The sequence below is a fragment of the Streptomyces sp. NPDC056061 genome, from assembly GCF_042266885.1.
Lineage (GTDB): Bacteria > Actinomycetota > Actinomycetes > Streptomycetales > Streptomycetaceae > Streptomyces.
Genome location: NZ_JBHJWQ010000001.1, coordinates 871,636 through 887,948, shown reverse-complemented (window position 1 = coordinate 887,948; position 16,313 = coordinate 871,636). Strand labels below are relative to the sequence as shown.

The 16,313-nt window shown below is 68.3% G+C and carries 16 protein-coding genes and 1 pseudogene; 12 read left to right on the top strand and 5 right to left on the bottom strand.

The window, feature by feature from the left end; translation table 11 throughout:
* Positions 1 to 40: 40 nt before the first annotated feature.
* Entirely contained in the window at positions 41 to 280 is a 240-nt protein-coding gene (locus ACFC79_RS03805; protein WP_376234725.1) for a DUF397 domain-containing protein, read from the top strand.
* Positions 281 to 287: 7 nt separating this feature from the next.
* Here ACFC79_RS03805 and ACFC79_RS03800 read toward each other — a convergent pair.
* Positions 288 to 446, bottom strand: a pseudogene (locus ACFC79_RS03800) (helix-turn-helix domain-containing protein); the annotation flags it as partial.
* Positions 443 to 1,705 (bottom strand): beta-ketoacyl-[acyl-carrier-protein] synthase family protein, encoded by a 1,263-nt coding sequence (locus tag ACFC79_RS03795; RefSeq protein WP_376234722.1) that lies wholly within the window; start codon positions 1,703 to 1,705, stop codon positions 443 to 445. The pseudogene ACFC79_RS03800 and the gene ACFC79_RS03795, both read right to left, overlap by 4 nt.
* A 65-nt stretch (positions 1,706 to 1,770) precedes the next feature.
* Between ACFC79_RS03795 and ACFC79_RS03790 the strand changes: the two genes are divergently transcribed.
* Genes ACFC79_RS03790 through ACFC79_RS03780 form a run of 3 tightly spaced genes read left to right on the top strand, consistent with a single transcriptional unit; the run spans position 1,771 to position 3,199 of the window.
* Entirely contained in the window at positions 1,771 to 2,388 is a 618-nt protein-coding gene (locus ACFC79_RS03790; protein ID WP_376234720.1) for a TetR/AcrR family transcriptional regulator C-terminal domain-containing protein, read from the top strand.
* A 28-nt stretch (positions 2,389 to 2,416) separates the two neighbouring features.
* Positions 2,417 to 2,767 (top strand): hypothetical protein, encoded by a 351-nt coding sequence (locus ACFC79_RS03785; RefSeq protein WP_376234718.1) that lies wholly within the window; start codon positions 2,417 to 2,419, stop codon positions 2,765 to 2,767.
* 18 nt (positions 2,768 to 2,785) lie between these two features.
* The gene (locus ACFC79_RS03780) at positions 2,786 to 3,199 is read left to right on the top strand and encodes a hypothetical protein (protein WP_376234716.1); all 414 of its coding nucleotides are present in this window, start codon (positions 2,786 to 2,788) and stop codon (positions 3,197 to 3,199) included.
* 15 nt (positions 3,200 to 3,214) lie between these two features.
* Here ACFC79_RS03780 and ACFC79_RS03775 read toward each other — a convergent pair whose 3' ends face one another.
* Positions 3,215 to 3,913 (bottom strand): nucleotidyltransferase domain-containing protein, encoded by a 699-nt coding sequence (locus ACFC79_RS03775; protein ID WP_376234714.1) that lies wholly within the window; start codon positions 3,911 to 3,913, stop codon positions 3,215 to 3,217.
* 375 nt (positions 3,914 to 4,288) lie between these two features.
* Between ACFC79_RS03775 and ACFC79_RS03770 the strand changes: the two genes are divergently transcribed.
* The gene (locus tag ACFC79_RS03770; RefSeq protein ID WP_376234712.1) at positions 4,289 to 4,528 is read left to right on the top strand and encodes a DUF397 domain-containing protein; all 240 of its coding nucleotides are present in this window, start codon (positions 4,289 to 4,291) and stop codon (positions 4,526 to 4,528) included.
* 533 nt (positions 4,529 to 5,061) lie between these two features.
* Positions 5,062 to 6,978 carry a DUF4157 domain-containing protein gene (locus ACFC79_RS03765; protein WP_376234709.1) on the top strand — a complete coding sequence of 639 codons (1,917 nt, stop codon included), beginning with the start codon at positions 5,062 to 5,064 and terminating at the stop codon, positions 6,976 to 6,978.
* A 509-nt stretch (positions 6,979 to 7,487) separates the two neighbouring features.
* Here ACFC79_RS03765 and ACFC79_RS03760 read toward each other — a convergent pair.
* Together ACFC79_RS03760 and ACFC79_RS03755 are read right to left on the bottom strand one after the other, a co-directional pair.
* Positions 7,488 to 8,060 carry a GNAT family N-acetyltransferase gene (locus tag ACFC79_RS03760; RefSeq protein WP_376234707.1) on the bottom strand — a complete coding sequence of 191 codons (573 nt, stop codon included), beginning with the start codon at positions 8,058 to 8,060 and terminating at the stop codon, positions 7,488 to 7,490.
* 311 nt (positions 8,061 to 8,371) lie between these two features.
* Positions 8,372 to 8,692, bottom strand: coding sequence for a hypothetical protein (locus tag ACFC79_RS03755; RefSeq protein WP_376234705.1), 321 nt, complete (start codon positions 8,690 to 8,692; stop codon positions 8,372 to 8,374).
* Positions 8,693 to 9,204: 512 nt separating this feature from the next.
* Here ACFC79_RS03755 and ACFC79_RS03750 point away from each other — a divergent pair.
* From ACFC79_RS03750 to ACFC79_RS03725, 6 genes are all read left to right on the top strand, one after another.
* On the top strand, positions 9,205 to 10,110 hold the full coding sequence (locus tag ACFC79_RS03750) for a LysR family transcriptional regulator (protein ID WP_376234703.1): 906 nt from the start codon (positions 9,205 to 9,207) through the stop codon (positions 10,108 to 10,110).
* Between the two features lie 631 nt (positions 10,111 to 10,741).
* Positions 10,742 to 12,307 (top strand): 4-hydroxyphenylacetate 3-hydroxylase N-terminal domain-containing protein, encoded by a 1,566-nt coding sequence (locus ACFC79_RS03745; RefSeq protein WP_376234700.1) that lies wholly within the window; start codon positions 10,742 to 10,744, stop codon positions 12,305 to 12,307.
* A gap of 129 nt (positions 12,308 to 12,436) precedes the next feature.
* Positions 12,437 to 13,372, top strand: a complete 936-nt coding sequence (locus tag ACFC79_RS03740; RefSeq protein WP_376234697.1) for a VOC family protein — start codon at positions 12,437 to 12,439, stop codon at positions 13,370 to 13,372.
* Entirely contained in the window at positions 13,369 to 14,145 is a 777-nt protein-coding gene (locus ACFC79_RS03735) for a dimethylmenaquinone methyltransferase (RefSeq protein ID WP_376234694.1), read from the top strand. The genes ACFC79_RS03740 and ACFC79_RS03735 overlap by 4 nt, the downstream gene beginning before the upstream one ends.
* Before the next feature lie 3 nt (positions 14,146 to 14,148).
* A complete protein-coding gene (locus tag ACFC79_RS03730) occupies positions 14,149 to 14,571 on the top strand; it encodes a cupin domain-containing protein (RefSeq protein ID WP_376234692.1) in 423 nt (140 codons plus the stop codon).
* A 114-nt stretch (positions 14,572 to 14,685) separates the two neighbouring features.
* Entirely contained in the window at positions 14,686 to 16,302 is a 1,617-nt protein-coding gene (locus ACFC79_RS03725) for an aldehyde dehydrogenase family protein (RefSeq protein WP_376234690.1), read from the top strand.
* The last annotated feature ends 11 nt before the right edge of the window (positions 16,303 to 16,313 follow it).

Genomic DNA, 16,313 nt, shown 5'->3' with positions numbered 1-16,313 from the left:
AGCACCCGTCCACCCCCGGATGCACCGCTGGGAGAGCCCCATGCCCCACACCCCCCTCGCCTGGTTCAAGTCCAGCCACAGCGGCCCCCAGGGCGGCGAATGCCTCGAAGTCGCCTACGACTGGCACAAGTCCAGCCACAGCACCGGCCAGGGCGGCAACTGCGTCGAGGTGGCCACCCACCCCGCCGCCGTCCACATCCGCGACTCCAAGGTCACCAACGGCCCCATCCTCACCGTCCCACCCACCGCCTGGACCGCATTCCTCACCGCCACCCTCTGATTGGCCCACCGGGCGCCCCGTGTCGCCGGTGCCGGTTCACCCACTTCGACGCCGTTGCTCGGGAAATTCCCATCTCTGCGGCTACATGCGCAAGCGGACGTGTCTTGCAACGCTCGATCAATCGGCGGCGGCCCTCCACGGACAACGGTGCGTTCGCGTGGGTCATGCTGTGGTCGGGGCATTACGGGACGCGTAGTGCCGTGCGCCGGTGACGATGAGTGAGACGTTCTGCCCACCGAAGCCGAAGGAGTTGCTGAGCACGGCCTCCTGGGGGACGTCTCGTCGCTCTGCGACGACATCGAGATCGATGTCGGGACCGACGCCGGCCGCGGTGATGTTGCGGGTCGGCGGGATGACGTCGTGCTCCACACTGAGGACGGCGATGAGCGCTTCGATCGCGCCAGCGGCGCCAAAGAGATGACCGAGCGCCGCCTTGGGAGCTGTCACGGTGGCGCGGCCGAAGACCTCCCCGATCGCGCGCGCCTCGGCGACGTCGCCAACCGGAGTTCCGGTGGCGTGGGCGTTGATATGGCTGATCTGCTCGGGAGCCAAACCGGCTTGCGCGAGGGCCTTCCGCATGGCCGAGATCTGACCGGAGCCGTCGGCAGCCGGCGCCGTGATGTGATGAGCGTCGGCGGCGATGCCGGCGCCCGCGAGCACCGCGTGGACGCGCGCGCCTCGGGCGCTGGCATGCTCGGCGCTTTCGAGCACCACGACAGCGGCGCCTTCACTGAGGACGAAGCCGCTGCGGTCCGCGGCGAACGGCCGGGACGCAGACGCGGGTTCGACGGTATGCCGCGACAGTGCTTGTGCCTGGGCGAAGCCGGCAACGGTGATCGGTGTGATCGCGGCCTCGGTCCCGCCCGCGATCACCACGTCCGCCTCGCCGGAACGGATGAGCCTGGCCCCCAAGGCGATCGCCTCGGCACCGGAAGAGCACGCCGAGACGGGCGTGTAGACCCCGGCTCGTGCACCGTATTCGATGCTGATCAGCGCCGCCGCCGCATTGGGCATGAGCATTGGGACCGTGCGTGGCGAGACGCGCCGGGTCCCGGCCGCTTCCAGTACGTCGTCTTCCTTCAGCAGCGTCTGTACGCCCCCGATGCCCGTGCCGATCGCCGATGCCAGCCGGTCCGGGTCCACCTCTGGGGCGCCGGCATCGGCCCAGGCTTCGGCCGCCGCAGCGAAGGCCGCCTGCTGCGAGCGGTCGAGCCGCCTGGCCTGTACGGGCAGCAGCGACTCGGCGGGGTCGGTCGCCATCGTCCCCGCGACGGTGTCGGGAAGGCCGACGTCCTCGTGGCCGCGCAGGACGCCGCCGCGGATGCCGGACTCGCCGGCAAGCAGGGCGTCCCAGGTGGACGCCACGTCTGCCCCGAGTGGTGTGATCGCGCCGAGTCCGGTCACGACGACTTCAGTCCGGTGCATGCCCCTCAACCTTTCTTGTATGCGATACAAACAAGCAGCCTTTTTGTATCACATACAATTTGGGTGTGGAGAAGAAGCGAACTGAAGCTCGATCAACGTCAGCTCGGTCGCGTGACCGCGGTCGCGCGACGAGGCGACGGCTGATTGAGGCAACTGCACGGCTCTGCAAGGAGCGGTCCGGCGCTGAGGTGAGCGTCTCGGAGATCGCGAACGCGGCAGGCGCCTTCCCCAATCAAGTCACCTACTACTTCGGCTCCAAGGACTCGCTCCTCGTGCACGCCGCCTTTCTCGGCTTGCTGCACGACGCCCGACGGATTGAGCGCATCGGTCGCCAAGCCCCCGATGCGGCAACATTTCGGCGCAACATCGCCCGCGCCGTACCGGCCATGCCATCGCTCCCGTCAGTCGCGCGAGCACTCGCCGCCGGGATCTCCAAGCCCGAACTCGCCCCCGTGGTCGACCAGCACCTCCAGTTGCTATTCCGGCAATCCGAGCGCTTCGCGAGCCAGCTCATCGACAGTCGCGGCTGGAGGGCCCGTCGACCGCTCGACGTGGAGGCCAGGACGTTCTGGAGCACCGCGCTCGGCGCAGTACTGCTCGTCCGCGCCGGGGCACACGGCACTGTCGCCGACCTCGACCTCGCCGGAGCATTGACCATCCACGACGAACCCGAGCGCGGCTAGCTCAGTCGAACGGGCCTGCGGCGACGACGTGCGCGGTCTGGCCGCAGCCGCGTTCGGCGCCTCCGTCACCGGATTGATCTACCTCACGACACAACAGGAGATCGCGGTCGTCCTGGGACGCAACACAGCGGGCTACATCGGGATCACCTTGCTGCTCGCCCCCTTCACCGGCTACCGCGTGGCTGCGGCGAGTACCGCCTTCGTCCCCCTTCTCTGTGCGGCTACGGGCTGGGCACCGGGCGGTCAACCCGAACGATGGGCGTGGATTCTGCACGACGAGGGGGCCGGGGTGCTGCCGAAGTCCGAGGTCGATCTGTACGCGGCGATCCGCGGTAATGGCCGTCAGGACCTGACGAACCGTGCCCTCCAGCGGAAGTAGGGCGTCGGGTTCCTGACCGTGCAGAAGGCGTTGTCGTCGGCTTGGCCAGAGTCGCGGAAGCTGCCGTCGCGGGCGACCCGGCTGAATCCGTTCAAGCCGTTGATCGACCAGGTACTGCGGGCGGACCTCGATGCGCCGCGCAAGCAGCGCCACATGGTAGAGCGGGTCTTCGAGCGACTGCTGGATGAGCACGGCGCGAACGAGATCTCGTACCAGACGGTCCGGGGCTACGTCGCTGGCCGCCGTGAGGACATCCGGATCCAGGCTGGCCGGGGTGCGGTGGAGGCGTTCGTCCCACGGAGCGAAGCACGACATCGCACGGCTACATCATCGAGACCGGCGCCGATTCCTGCCGCCTCGCCACCACCCACGCCCGCGCAGAACAACAGTCCTCAGCTGGCTGATCGCGGCCATGCCCCTGTGGTGGCGTGATCGCGCCCCACCGACTCACCGGATGGCATACCCGTCCCACAGGGGGCCGCCAAACTGGTCCAGCACCTCTGCCACGACCGCGGCGAAGACCTTCGCATCCCCGGCGATCGCCTGCGCGGCAGCTTCGGACAACGCGCGGTGCACCCCAGGGTCGGCCGCAGCCAGCCGCCGCGACAACCACTTGCCTCCGCCGAGCCAGTGCCCGCCGACCAGCAGGACCAGCTCCGAGGCACGCTGCAGCATGTGCGAGACCAAGTACACGCGCTCCGCAGGGTCCGCGCAGCCACGCAGGTCATCGAGCAAGTCGGTCAGGATGTACCGCTGGTAGTCACGCTCACGGTCCGAGAGCGGCGGCGGGCCCGCGGCCCAACGCTTTCGCGCCTCGTCCTGGAGCGAAGCGCCCAGCCCGTCCGTGTCCACCAGGAGCATGCCGTCAGCACACATGGCAAGCAACGGCGAACTCCGCTTCGCGGTCTCCTGGTCGGCGAAGCTGTGCCAGGCGGCCTCGGTCTGCACGAACAGCTCCACCGGCCAGCCGCGGTACACCAGATTCTCCCGGTTAGGGGCGGGCGGCCCATCCAGGAGGACCACGATGTCCAGGTCAGACGTGGGCGTCCGGCGGTCGGTCAGCACGCTGCCGGCGAGGAAGGCTGCGCGGGCGGCGGGAAATCGGTCCCACACCAGTTCGCGGGCGGTGAGCACGGGGTCATCCATGATCGCAGCGTACGTGCCGACGTCAGCCCCCATAAGGGAGCGGGTGCACCTCACCACAGCGCATGCTCCTACTTCTCATCGACTTTCATGCGCTTACTTCCCATCGACTTTCATGCGCTCTACGGACACCGAGCGATGCCGAGACCCACCGACAAGTGCTCTCGCTCCCAACCTACGCAGCCACCCGTCCCGGCCGTGCGACGGGACGGGTGGCGCGTAGGGAGGTGCGCCGGGACGTTGTCGGCGTGCTGTGCGGCGATCGCCCGCGCCGCAGCGGATGCGGCGGGCGCGATCGACCGGGCCGCCCATCGCGCTCGGCCCCACTCGGCCCAGGTACAGGCACCGGCGTACTTCCCACCCGCCGCCGTACACCGCATGCTGGTCCCACCCGAGCACCCGTCCACCACCCGGATGCACCGCTGGGAGAGCACCATGCCCCACACCACCCCCCTCGCCTGGTTCAAGTCCAGCCACAGCGGCAGAGAGGGCGGTAACTGCGTCGAGGTGGCCACCCACCCCGCCGCCGTCCACATCCGCGACTCCAGGTCACCGACGGCCCCGTCCTCGCCGTCCCCCACCGCCTGGACCGCATTCCTCGCCGCCACCACCCTCTGAACGAGCACCCCGGACGGCTCCACGGCCACAACCCGCCCCCTCCGACCGGCCGCCCCCGACATCACCCCACCCGGTCACCCCGCCGGGTCGGCCCCCGCCCGGCGGCCGTACCGCGCCGGGCGCGACGCTGCCGCACGAGGTACTGCACCAACGCCACCACGCGCTCCGCCACGAGAACGGCCGCAAGCACCCTGGCCCAGGTCGGGCTACCACCACTGGCTGCCGCCCACCCGAAGAACAGGATGTGCAGGCACATCCCCGACGGCTTCTCGAAAAACGCGTCCCGCGGATTCCCGGCCACACCGATCGCCTCCCACTCTCCCGCTCGTCACCCTTCGCTCCCACCGCGCCGAACCGCCCCACGCGACCACACCGGCCGCAGGCATCGAGGAAGGGTCGGAGCACCATCTTCCGTGCGCCCGGCTTCCGTTGGCCCGTCGGGCCAACCAAGAGTGCCCACCCGTACCTGGCGTCAGGGACTCCTCGCAACGTATGCAGGAGAGTCGACGAACCGACCCGGAGACGAGACTTCCTTGTACACAAACAGCCACAAGGACAAGCACGAGAGCAAGCACGGGCACGTCACAGTCGTCAAGGCCGCCGACGGTCACACACCGGACCGTACAACGGCATCGGACCACACACAGGCGCCGGGCCACACCACGGCGCCGCCCGCGCGGCTCCGCGATCTGTCGGGCCTCCAGGACACCGTCGGCAACGCCGTCGTCGTCCAGATGCTGCGTCGGGCCGGCCACCCGTGGGCCCAGGAGGAGCAGCCGCACCTCGACGACCGCGACCTGGGCCACGGCCATCGGCGGGCCGAACCGGCCGCCCCCGTCGTCCAACGCTCGGCCGTCCACGACGTCCTGCGCTCCCCCGGACGCCCCTTGGATTCCGCCACCCGCTCCGACATGGAAGCGCGCCTGGGCGCTGACTTCTCCGACGTCCGCATCCACAACGGCGCCGCCGCGAAGGCGTCCGCCGCCGAAGTCGGCGCCCGCGCCTACACGTCCGGCAGCCATGTCGTCATCGGTGACGGCGGTACGGACAGCCACACCCTCGCCCACGAACTGACCCACGTCATCCAGCAACGCCAAGGCCCGGTCTCCGGAACGGACAACGGCTCCGGCCTTCGCGTGAGCGACCCCTCCGACCGCTTCGAACGCGAGGCCGAGACAACCGCGCGACGTGCACTCAGCGGACAGGCGCCGACGCGGCGCGATCGCAGCCAGGGTCCCGCGGGCGTGGCGAGCCAACCCGGCACCGCGGTACAGCGCTCGGACGTGGAAATGACGGACGTGGAAATGACGGACGCACCCTCGCCAGCTGAGGCTGCACCCCGACCAGCCACCAAGGCGAAAAAATCGACGCAAAAATCTGTAAGAGAGGCATTTAATTCGAACCTCGCCTATAGAAAGCACCCAGTGGACCAAAAAGGGAAGTGGAAGGACCAGACCGAAGTCAGAGGTTCTATACCCAAGAAGGACAGCCCCGACAGGCAGGCTCTCGAACACCTTTCCACCCAGCTCTTCTTTTACCTGAAGAGCACCATCGAAAAGAAATCAAAAGAACAAGAGATCCAATCCATGAGCATTGGTGGAAATATTGTCGTAGCAGCAAATTTAGACACTTCGATAAACTCCCTCCATTCCACCCTTTCCGCAAAGATGGAGAACTACATAAAATCCAGAGAGGCGTCAGATCAGGCACTCCAGAAAGAACCTGCAACCCCCTCCGCAGGAGTCGACGAGCGGACACCACTACGGGAAATGCTGACAACTTCACACAATTCCCACGAAGGTCGCGCATCAGACGTGGCAGAAAAATTCAGAGCCATCGAGGATGGTCGCCGAAGCATTCGCCCCGATAGCTCCGAATCGCTACTCAATGAGATCGCACGCTCAAAAGAGAATCCATTCACGATTACAGACCTACAAGGGGTGGGCGCGGCCATCACCGGGAACGAGTCGAAGATCATTTTCCTTAGGGGCGGGTCCAAGATTCATGCCGAGCAGAAGCTGGTCCTGGCACTGCACAGCACAACCAAACATCATGAAGACACCGTGCATATCTACGGTAAGAAACGCCCCTGCACCGGATGTCATGCCACGCTCTCGTACGCCAGGGGCCACTTCGCCCCCAAATTGCAGTTCAACACTCGCCCCGGCGGGAAGTGGAATACATCCAATTCGGGATTCTACGCCCTCGCTAACGCCACGGAGCGCGATCGCGAATACGTCAACAGCTGGGTCAGTCAATACCTTGCCGCGCACACCACGCACCTATCGAAAAAGCTGACGAAGGGCACTACCCGGGCGAAGCTGACCGGATACACCACCGGAAGCGCCAAGGAGACCGCCGAAGCCGTGAACAAAGAGGAAAGCGGCTGGGCCTCAGCGACCGACTCAGAGTCCGAGGAACTTCGGGACGACGAAGAAATGAAACTCTGATCGAAGACCGGCAGGCCGACTTCATCGCATACCGGGTGTCGCGATCGGTGCTCCGGCCCGCCGCAGGTGAACGGCCCCGGCACACCGAGGAAAATCCGCGTACCGCGTCGCTCAGCTGACCGGAGTGGGTGCTTGCTCCGGTACTCGTCACCATGACAACAACAACAACGCGTCGGCGAAGAGCATCGGTGATGTCCCCAAAAAGTCGCCGAAAGATGATCGTTCGTGCCACGCTCCGGGCCGGCTTTGTTCACCGGTTTTCGACAGCAGTTGTTCAGTGCTTCGGGAGGCGCCCGGGCCGCGGTGTGTTCGATGTTCACGAAAAGCAACAGCACCCGCGCACGCCGATGAGAATGTTGCCGCTCCAGGCGGACCCTACGAGCTACTGGATGCTCCAGCGGTGCGGGGGGTCGGGATCGGTGGGGCAGGCGAAGACGTTGAGCCCGCCGGAGCGGCTCACGGTGACCTCGGTGGGGCTGCGGACCGAAAGGCGGGCAGGTGTCCCGGTCCTAGCGGCCGGCCGTCGACGTGGCCGTCGGGTGCCACTCGCGGCGGAGGAGGCCGAAGACCCAGGAGTCGGAGACGTCGCCGTTGACGACGCAGTCCTCGCGGAGGGTGCCTTCGCGGACGAAGCCGAGCTTCTCCAGGACCCGGGCGGACGCCACGTTGCGGGTGTCGGTCTCGGCCTGGACGCGGTTCAGGTCCAGGGTGTCGAACGCCCACCGCAGGACGGCGTGCGCGGTCTCCGTGGCGTAGCCGTGGCCCCACGCGGCGGCGTCGAAGACGTAGCCCAGGGACGCGCTGCGGAAGTCCGGGTTCCAGCCGGTCAGGCCGCACCAGCCGATGAACGCGCCGTCGGAGACGCGGTCGACGGCCACCCGCGCTCCCGTGCCTTCCTCCTCGATCGTCCGGCAGGTCGCGATGAAGCGTTGGGCGCGGGCCGGTTCGGTCCACGGCGGGGAGTCCCAGTAACGCAGCACGTGGGCGCTGCTGTGCAGCGCGTAGAGCGGCGCCGCGTCGGCGTCGGTGAACGGCCGCAGTCGCAGGCGGGCGGTGTGCAGCTCGGGGGTGGGCAATGTCATGCGGAGCATCCTGCCGCGTCACGCTCGCCCCCGGCCATCCGTTTGTCCGGGTGGTCGAGGCCACGTACGTCCCCGGTGACGCCGGACGCGCCGCATGGGCGGTGAGTCCGCAGTACCGTGCCGGCGTGGCGAGCAAGCGGCGGCCGTACCGGCGCACTCTCGGAGCGCCGACCAGGCTCGCCCGGTACCGGCCCCCGGACGGATGGAGGTACGCCGTCCACTTCATCGGGCCGGCCTGCATCGTCGGCACAACGGACGGAAACTGCGTGAGAATCCGTGTGCCGGGTCATGACGGAGGTCGCTTCGACCGGTCACGAACCGGCGATGTCCCCGACCCTTTTCAGTACGGAGCCGATCGTGTCCACTGCGGCGTCGTGCCGCCTCGCGCGCGCCGCCCGGTCCGTCGGTACCAGCCGTGCGGCGGTCTGCACGGCATAGGCGTCCGGGTCGCCGAAAGCGGTCCGCGGGTGCTCTCCCGTATCCGCACCGTGCGTCGTGACTTCCTTGACCGCCCGGAGCACCACTGCCCGGTCCACGCCCGGCTGCATGGCCAGCCGTACCTGGAAACGCGCCATCCACTTTTCGCGGTCCTTGTCCCTCGCCGCGTCCGTTGTCCGGTCCTTCTTCGCCACGCGCCCTCCCAGGTGATCGGTGATCGGCAGCCGACTGCCATGGTGTTGGACGCCGGGGCATCGCAGTGGGTTGCGCAATCGGGAGGCTGATGAGTCTCGGATGGCTGCCGGAAGCCGGCACCGGCCCCACCGTCCCGGTCCACTGTTGCAAAATGTCACGGATCGCGGGTCCTGGCAGAGCTTCCAGCATCGAGATTCGGCGGGCGGCAATCGCTCTTTCCGGCCTGCCGCCCGTGTCCAGCGTTTGGGCTGGACACATGGCGAACCCCGGATGGTCGGGCTTACGTCAAGAGACATCCCATCGGGATCCCATCGGGGCTTCGCGCAGCCGCGTGCCCGTCGGGCGTCGACGTGTCAGGCCCTGCCTGCGCATCCGCGCACGTGGGTTGCGGTGGCACCGGCACCAACGGCCTGGGGAGCAACGGGGGCGGGCTCGCGACGCCCGCCGGCTCCCCAGGTCGTAATCTGCCTGCTTGTCGGCACTTGTCGGGGGTCATGGAAGGTCGAAGAGCGTGGACTTTCGTCAGATCGAGTACTTCAGGGCCGTCGTCGAGGCGGGATCGGTCTCGCAGGCCGCCAAGAACCTCAACATGACGCAGCCGCCGGTGAGCCACGCAGTCGCGAAGCTGGAGGGTGAGCTGGGGGTTCGGCTGCTCGAACGTACGGCCAAGGGGGTCCACCCCACCCAGGCCGGGCTCTACCTGCTGTCCAAGGGCGGGCGCCTGGTGGCCGACCGGGACCGGGCCGTGGAGACGCTGAAGCTGATGGGCGAGGGCGCGGTCGGGGACCTGCGGATCGGTGTGGAGCCCATGGTCATCAACGAGCTCGTCGCCGACGTGCTCGCCGAGTTCCTCGACCAGGTGCCGGGGGCCCGGGTCAGTCTGACCGATGTCACCCCCGATCTCATCGTGCAGGGAATTCGGGACGGCCGGCTGGACATGGGATGCATTCCCTTCGGGTCCAGCCATTTCGCCGGATTCGTCACCGATTTCTGCGACTCCTATCCCGTGCTGGGAATCGACATCAAGCTCGCCGTTCCCCGTTACCGCGCGCGCGAGGACCACCCCGGCGGAAAGGGGTGGGGGCGCTGGATTCTTCCGTATCGCATTCCCGCGTTCACGGGAATGCCCGAGGTCGTCGGGAACGCGCTGGTGGGCGACGAGACCTTCGAGGTGCTGGAGGTCTCCACCCCGCAGACCGCCGTCGCCTTCGTCGCCGCCGGACTCGGCGTGGCACCCGTGACCCAGCGCATCGCGGGCAGGACGGACGCGGTGGCCCTCCTCGATCCCCCGCACTGGCTCGCCCCCATGCAGGCCACGCTGCTGTGGCGGCGGGATGCCGAGATCAGCCCGCTGATGCGGCACTGGCTGGAGGCGACCCGCGTCGTCGCCGAACACCGGCACGCGCTCAGGTCGTAGGTCCGGGGGGCGGGGGCCGGGGGGCCAGGGGTCTGGGGCCACACGCCGAGCAGCCCCCGCGGCGACGGCACCCAGCCGTACGCACCGCGGCTCCACGACCCGCGCCGTGCACGCGCCTCCACCGCCCGCGCCGCCCACGCGTGTCCACGGACCGCGCCGCATGCGCGTCCCCGCGGCGCGCACCGGGCGCCGACCTGCCCGGGAGCGCCTCTCCGATACGGGCCATACATAAAACTATGACCCCCTCCATTGCGCCGCATATGGACGGTGCGGGAAAAGGCGGTGCCCCATCTCGGAAAACGAGACACATTTCACGTGATGTACATCACATTCGAAGGTGTATCGGTCGGCCCTTGACTGGCCCGCCGGAGCAGGAAGCGCCAGTTCAGGGGCAGTTCACCCACCGTTCGCCGCTCGGCGGACGGCTCGGCCGGCGGCGCGGCCGCCCCTCTCGACCGCTCCCGGCATCTATTGCCCGGGGTCACCCCCCGTGGAAGCCTTCCGGCAATTCGACGCCGCAGGCAACTTCGGATCGGCAACTGAAATCCCTCTTCGCGGGCAGCTGATCGCGCATGACCTGTATCCGGCGACGTGATCCATTTCCGTCGGGGAGAAGATGGGGTTTCGTTCCATGAACACGGAAAATGCAAATCAGTCGGCATCCGGCACCGCCGGCCGTGACAACATCCCCTTTACCGGTACCGAGTATCTGGAGAGCCTGAACGACGGGCGCGAGGTCTGGATCTACGGCGAGCGGGTCGAGAACATCGCCGAGCACCCCGCGTTCCGCAATTCGGCCCGCATGATCGCCCGCATGTACGACGCCCTGCACGACCCGGCGCGCAAGGACATCCTCACCGCACCCACCGAGGACGGCGGTTTCACCCACCGCTTCTACCAGGCACCGCAGACCGTCGAGGAACAGGTGGCCTCGCGCGACGCGATCGCCGAGTGGCAGAAGATCGCCTGGGGCTGGATGGGCCGCTCCCCCGACTACAAGGGCTGTTTCCTCGGCACCCTGGGTGCCAACGCGGAGTTCTACCGCGGGTTCGAGGACAACGCGCGCAACTGGTACCGCAAGGCCCAGCAGAAGACCTGGTACATCAACCACGCGATCATGAATCCGCCGGTCGACCGCGGCCTCGGCGCCGACGCGGGCAAGGACGTGTTCATCCGGGTCACCCGGGAGACCGACGCGGGCTTCTACGTCACCGGCGCCAAGGTGGTGGCCACGGGCTCGGCCCTGACCCACTACACCTTCGTCGGTCACGTGGGCCAGGTCGCCGTGCAGGACCCGGCGTACTCGCCGGTGTTCATCATGCCGACGAACGCGCCCGGCGTGAAGCTGCTCTGCCGCACGTCCAACGAGTACCGCGCTGCCGTGCTGGGCAGCCCCTTCGACTACCCGCTGTCCAGCCGGCTGGACGAGAACGACGCGATCCTGGTCCTCGACGACGTGTTCGTCCCCTGGGAGAACGCGTTCATTTACAACGACCTGGAGCAGGCCAACAAGTACAACATCCACTCGGGCTACCTGGAGCGCGCCTCCCTGCACGGTTGCACCCGCTTCGCCGTGAAGATGGACTTCCTGGTCGGCATGCTGTCCCGCGCGCTGGACGTCACCGGGGCCGGACAGTTCCACGGCGTCATGTCGCAGCTCGGCGAGGTCATCGCCTGGCGCAACACCTTCTGGGCGCTGTCGGACGCGATGGCCAAGAGCGCGGTGCCGTGGAAGGGCGGCATGATCCAGCCCGACCCGCAGTTCGCCGGGGCGTACCGGGTGATGAACCAGCTCGCCATGCCGAAGATCAAGAACATCATCGAGCAGGTCGTGGCCAGCGGGCTGATCTACCTCAACTCCCACGCCACGGACTTCAGCACCCTCGAGATCCGCGGCTACCTGGACACCTACCTGCGCGGCACCGGCGGCATCGACGCCGAGGAGCGCGTCAAGGTCATGAAGATGCTCTGGGACTCCATCGGCACCGAGTTCGGGGCCCGCCACGAGTTGTACGAGATCAACTACATCGGCAGCAACGACGTGACTCGGCAGACCAACCTGTTCGGCGCGCGCGGCAGCGGTCTCCTCGACTACTGCAAGGACTTCGCGCAGAGCGCCATGGACGAGTACGACCTCGACGGCTGGACCGTGCCGGACCTGATCGGGCCGGACGACGTCAGCATCCTCAAGCGCTGACCGTCCCGCGGGCTCCCGGTCGGGAGAGCCCACCGGGCCGTGCCCAGTAGCCGGTTCGCCGGCACGGCCCGGTCCACCGGCGATGAACCGAGCGCGCCACCGCGCTCCCACCCACCCCAGGAGGCACCCGTGGCCACGGCAATCGATGCTGCCCACGTCACCTACGAGGCACCCGATCTCGACGTGATGGAGAAGTTCCTCACCGCGTTCGGCATGACCAGGGCCGAGGGCAGCGACGACCGGACCCTGTACATGCGGGGAACGGGCACCCAGCACCACATCCACGTCACCCGCAAGGCAGCCGGACAGCGCTTCGTCGGCGCCTCGATCGAGGTCGCCACGTACCAGGACCTCGTCGAGCTCGCCGCGCTTCCCGGGTCGTCCCCGGTCACCGAGTCGACGGAGCCCGGTGGCGGACAGGTGGTCTCGATGACCATGCCTGACGGCATCGAGATCCGGGCGATCTGGGGCCGGGACAGGGCCGAACCGATCGCGGACCGCGAGCCGTTCGCGATGAACAACATCCGCGACAAGAACCGGGTGAACGCCTTCGTCCGCCAGCCCGTCGCGCCCTGCACCATCGCCCGGCTCGGTCACTTCGTGCTGCACGTGAAGGACCACGACGCGTCGATGGCCTGGCTGAACGAGCGCTTCAACTTCCTGCCCTCCGACTACTTCCTGCCGCCGGGCGAGGACGGGCCCGTCGTCGGCACCTTCGTCCGGCTGGACCTGGGCGAGCAGCTGGTGGACCACCACTTCATGCTCGTGCTCCAGTCGGACTGGGTGGGCGTCCACCACAGCGCGTTCGAGGTCACCGACGTGGACGCGGTCATGTCCTCGCACGACTACCTCCTCCAGCAGGGCTACGGCCTGGACGTCGGGGTCGGCCGCCACCTGCTCGGCAGCCAGATCTTCGACTACTGGAAGGACCCGTTCGGCTTCCGCATCGAGCACTACACCGACGGCGACACCGTGGACGGCAGCCACCGGCCCGGCAAGTTCAACGGCACCGCCGGCGACACCACGCAGTGGGGAAACCGTCCGCCGCTGGAGTTCTTCCAGTGAGCGCCGCAACGCGCCCGGAGCGCGCCGAAACACAACCGCGGCCGAACGGCGAGCCGCTGTCACCGACCGTCCGTGAGCAACTGGCGCGGGCCGGCTCGTCCACCGTCGCCAACATGCTGCTCCGGCGCGGCCTGCGCAACGTGCTGATGGCCGGGGTCCGGCCGCTGACCGGGGGCGGGGCGCCGCTGGTGGGTCCGGCGAGCACGCTGCGGTTCATCCCGGCGCGCGAAGATCTGGACACCCTCGCCAACTACGCGAGCAGCGAGAACCTGCACCGGCGCGCGATCGAGGAGTGCCGGCCCGGCGCGGTGCTCGTGATCGACGCGTTCGGCTGCACGGCGGGCGCGTCCATGGGCGACATGATGGCGGCCCGGCTGAGGCGGCGCGGCGCCTTTGGCGTCGTCACCGACGGCGGCTACCGGGACTCCGCCGCCATCGCCGCCACCGGGCTGCCCTGCTTCCACCGGGGCAACGCCCCCGCGGCGACCCCGATCGCCCTGCACCCGGTCGCGCTGGACGAGCCGGTCGGCTGCGGCGGAGTGGCGGTCTACCCCGGTGACGTGGTGCTGGGCGACGACGACGGGGTGGCGGTGATCCCGCGCCACCTGGTCGCGGAGGTGGCCGCCGAGGCCGCCGAGGCCGCCGCGTACGAGGAATTCGCGGCCCTGGAGATCCGGCGCGGCCGGTCCCTCTTCGGGCTCTTCCCGGCCACGCCGGAGAGCCGCAAGGAATACGACACATGGGTGGCCTCGGGCCGCCCCGGTTTGGAGTGAACAGTGGACATCGACCCCACCACCATGAAGTCGCTCGAAGTCCTGATCCACGCCACCGATCTCGACGAGGCGAACTGGATCGACTACCCCGACTACGGGTTCCGGCAGTACTTCCTCTTCAAGAACCCCGAGACCGGCGCCAGCATCGCCCTCCTGGAGTACGAGAAGGGCGGGACGATCCCGACCAGGCACACGCACGCCTCGAACCAGTTCATGTACTGCCTCGAAGGCGACTACGAGTACACCGACTCCGGCCTGCGGCTGCGCCCCGGTTCGTTCTACATGAACCCGAAGGACCACCCGCACGGCCCGACGATCGCCCACGAGCGCAGCGTGCTGGTCGAGATCTACGACGGCCCGCACTACTACGAGAAGCCCGAGTACCACACCGACGAGACGATCGGGGACTTCCTTGCGAAGGACTGAAGCGCCCGGAAGGACGGGGGGCCCGTGTGGAACGAGGCGCCCACGCGCCGCAAGGAACACGCGCCGCGAGGAATTCGCCGGAGCCGCGGCATCGGCGGGGAGTGAGGAGAAGTGATGACGAACGAGACCACCACGGCGAACGGGACCGCCGGAACGAGCGAGACAACCGGGGCGAACGGGACCGCCGGGACGGCCGGGGCCCTGTTCGATGCCGAGAAGGTGCTTGCCGCGTTCGGCCTGGACCACGTGCATTCCGGCACCTACACGGATTCCCTCGGCTGGGGTGCCGTCGAGGACCGTCCGGTGATCGAGGCGGTCTGTCCCGCCGACGGCGAGATCGTCGGCCGGATCGCCGCCTCCGATGCCGAGGACTACGAGCGGATCGTGGCGGCCGCCGTCGAGACGCAGCGGGAGTGGCGGATGGTCCCGCCGCCGCGGCGCGGTGAATTCGTCCGCCGCATCGGTCAGTTGATCGAGGAGAACATCGACAGCCTGGCCGCCGTCGTCGCGCTGGACACCGGCAAGTCGATGATGGAGGCGCGGGGCGAGCTCCGCGAGGCGGTCGACATGTCCACCCTGGCCGCCGGTCAGGCGCGGATGATGTACGGCTTCACCCAGCAGTCGCAGCGCGCCGGGCACCGCATGTACGACCAGTGGCTGCCGCTGGGCGTGGTCGGGCTGATCAGCGCGTACAACTTCCCGGCCGCCGTCTGGGCGCAGAACGGGTTCCTCTCCGCGATCGCCGGCAACACGGTGGTCTGGAAGCCGAGCCCCAAGGTGCCGCTCACCGCGGTCGCGGTGCAGAAGCTGGTCAACCAGGCGGCGGCGGAGCTGGGGTGCGAGGGTGTCTTCTCCCTGTTCATCCCCGCCGACAACGCCGTCGCCGAGCGGCTGGTCGCCGACACCCGGGTCGCGATGATTTCCTTCACCGGCTCCACGGGCGTGGGACGCAAGGTCGCCGAGATCGTCGGCACGACGCTCGGACGCCGCTACCAGCTGGAGTGCTCGGGCAACAACGGCTGCATCGTCGACGAGACCGCCGATCTCGAACTCGCCGCGAAGGCGCTGACGTTCGGCGTGGTCGGCACGACCGGTCAGCGCTGCACCAGCACCCGCCGGGTCATCGCCCACCGGAGCATCGTGGACGAGCTCGTCGAGCTGATGAAGAAGTCCTTCGACCAGATCACCATCGGTGACCCGAGGGACCCGGACACCGTCGTCGGGCCGCTGATCGACGCGCAGGCGGTGGAGGACTACCGCGCCGTCCTCGCCCGCGCCGAACTCGACGGGGCCACCGTGGTGTACGGGGGCAGGGTGACCGACCGGCCGGGGCTGTACGTGGAGCCGGCCATCGTCACAGGTGTGGAGCCGCACTTCGAGATCGCGCAGTCGGAGACCTTCGTCCCGATCGTCTCGGTGCTGGTCTACGACGACCTCGACTCGGCCATCGAGATCCACAACGGGGTGGCCCAGGGGCTCGCCTCGGGCATGCACAGCACAGACCTGAACCACATCGAGACCTTCCTGTCCGCCCGGGGCAGCGACTGCGGCATCGTCCGCGTGAACATGGGCACCACGGGTGCCGACGTCGGCGCCGCGTTCGGCGGCGAGAAGGAGACCGGCGGCGGACGTACCGCCGGTTCCACCGCCTGGCAGGGCTTCATGCGCCGCCAGAGCGTGTGCGTGAACTGGGGCGGAACGTCCGCCTGGGACAGCCGAATCGACCTGTGAGGAACCCCGCG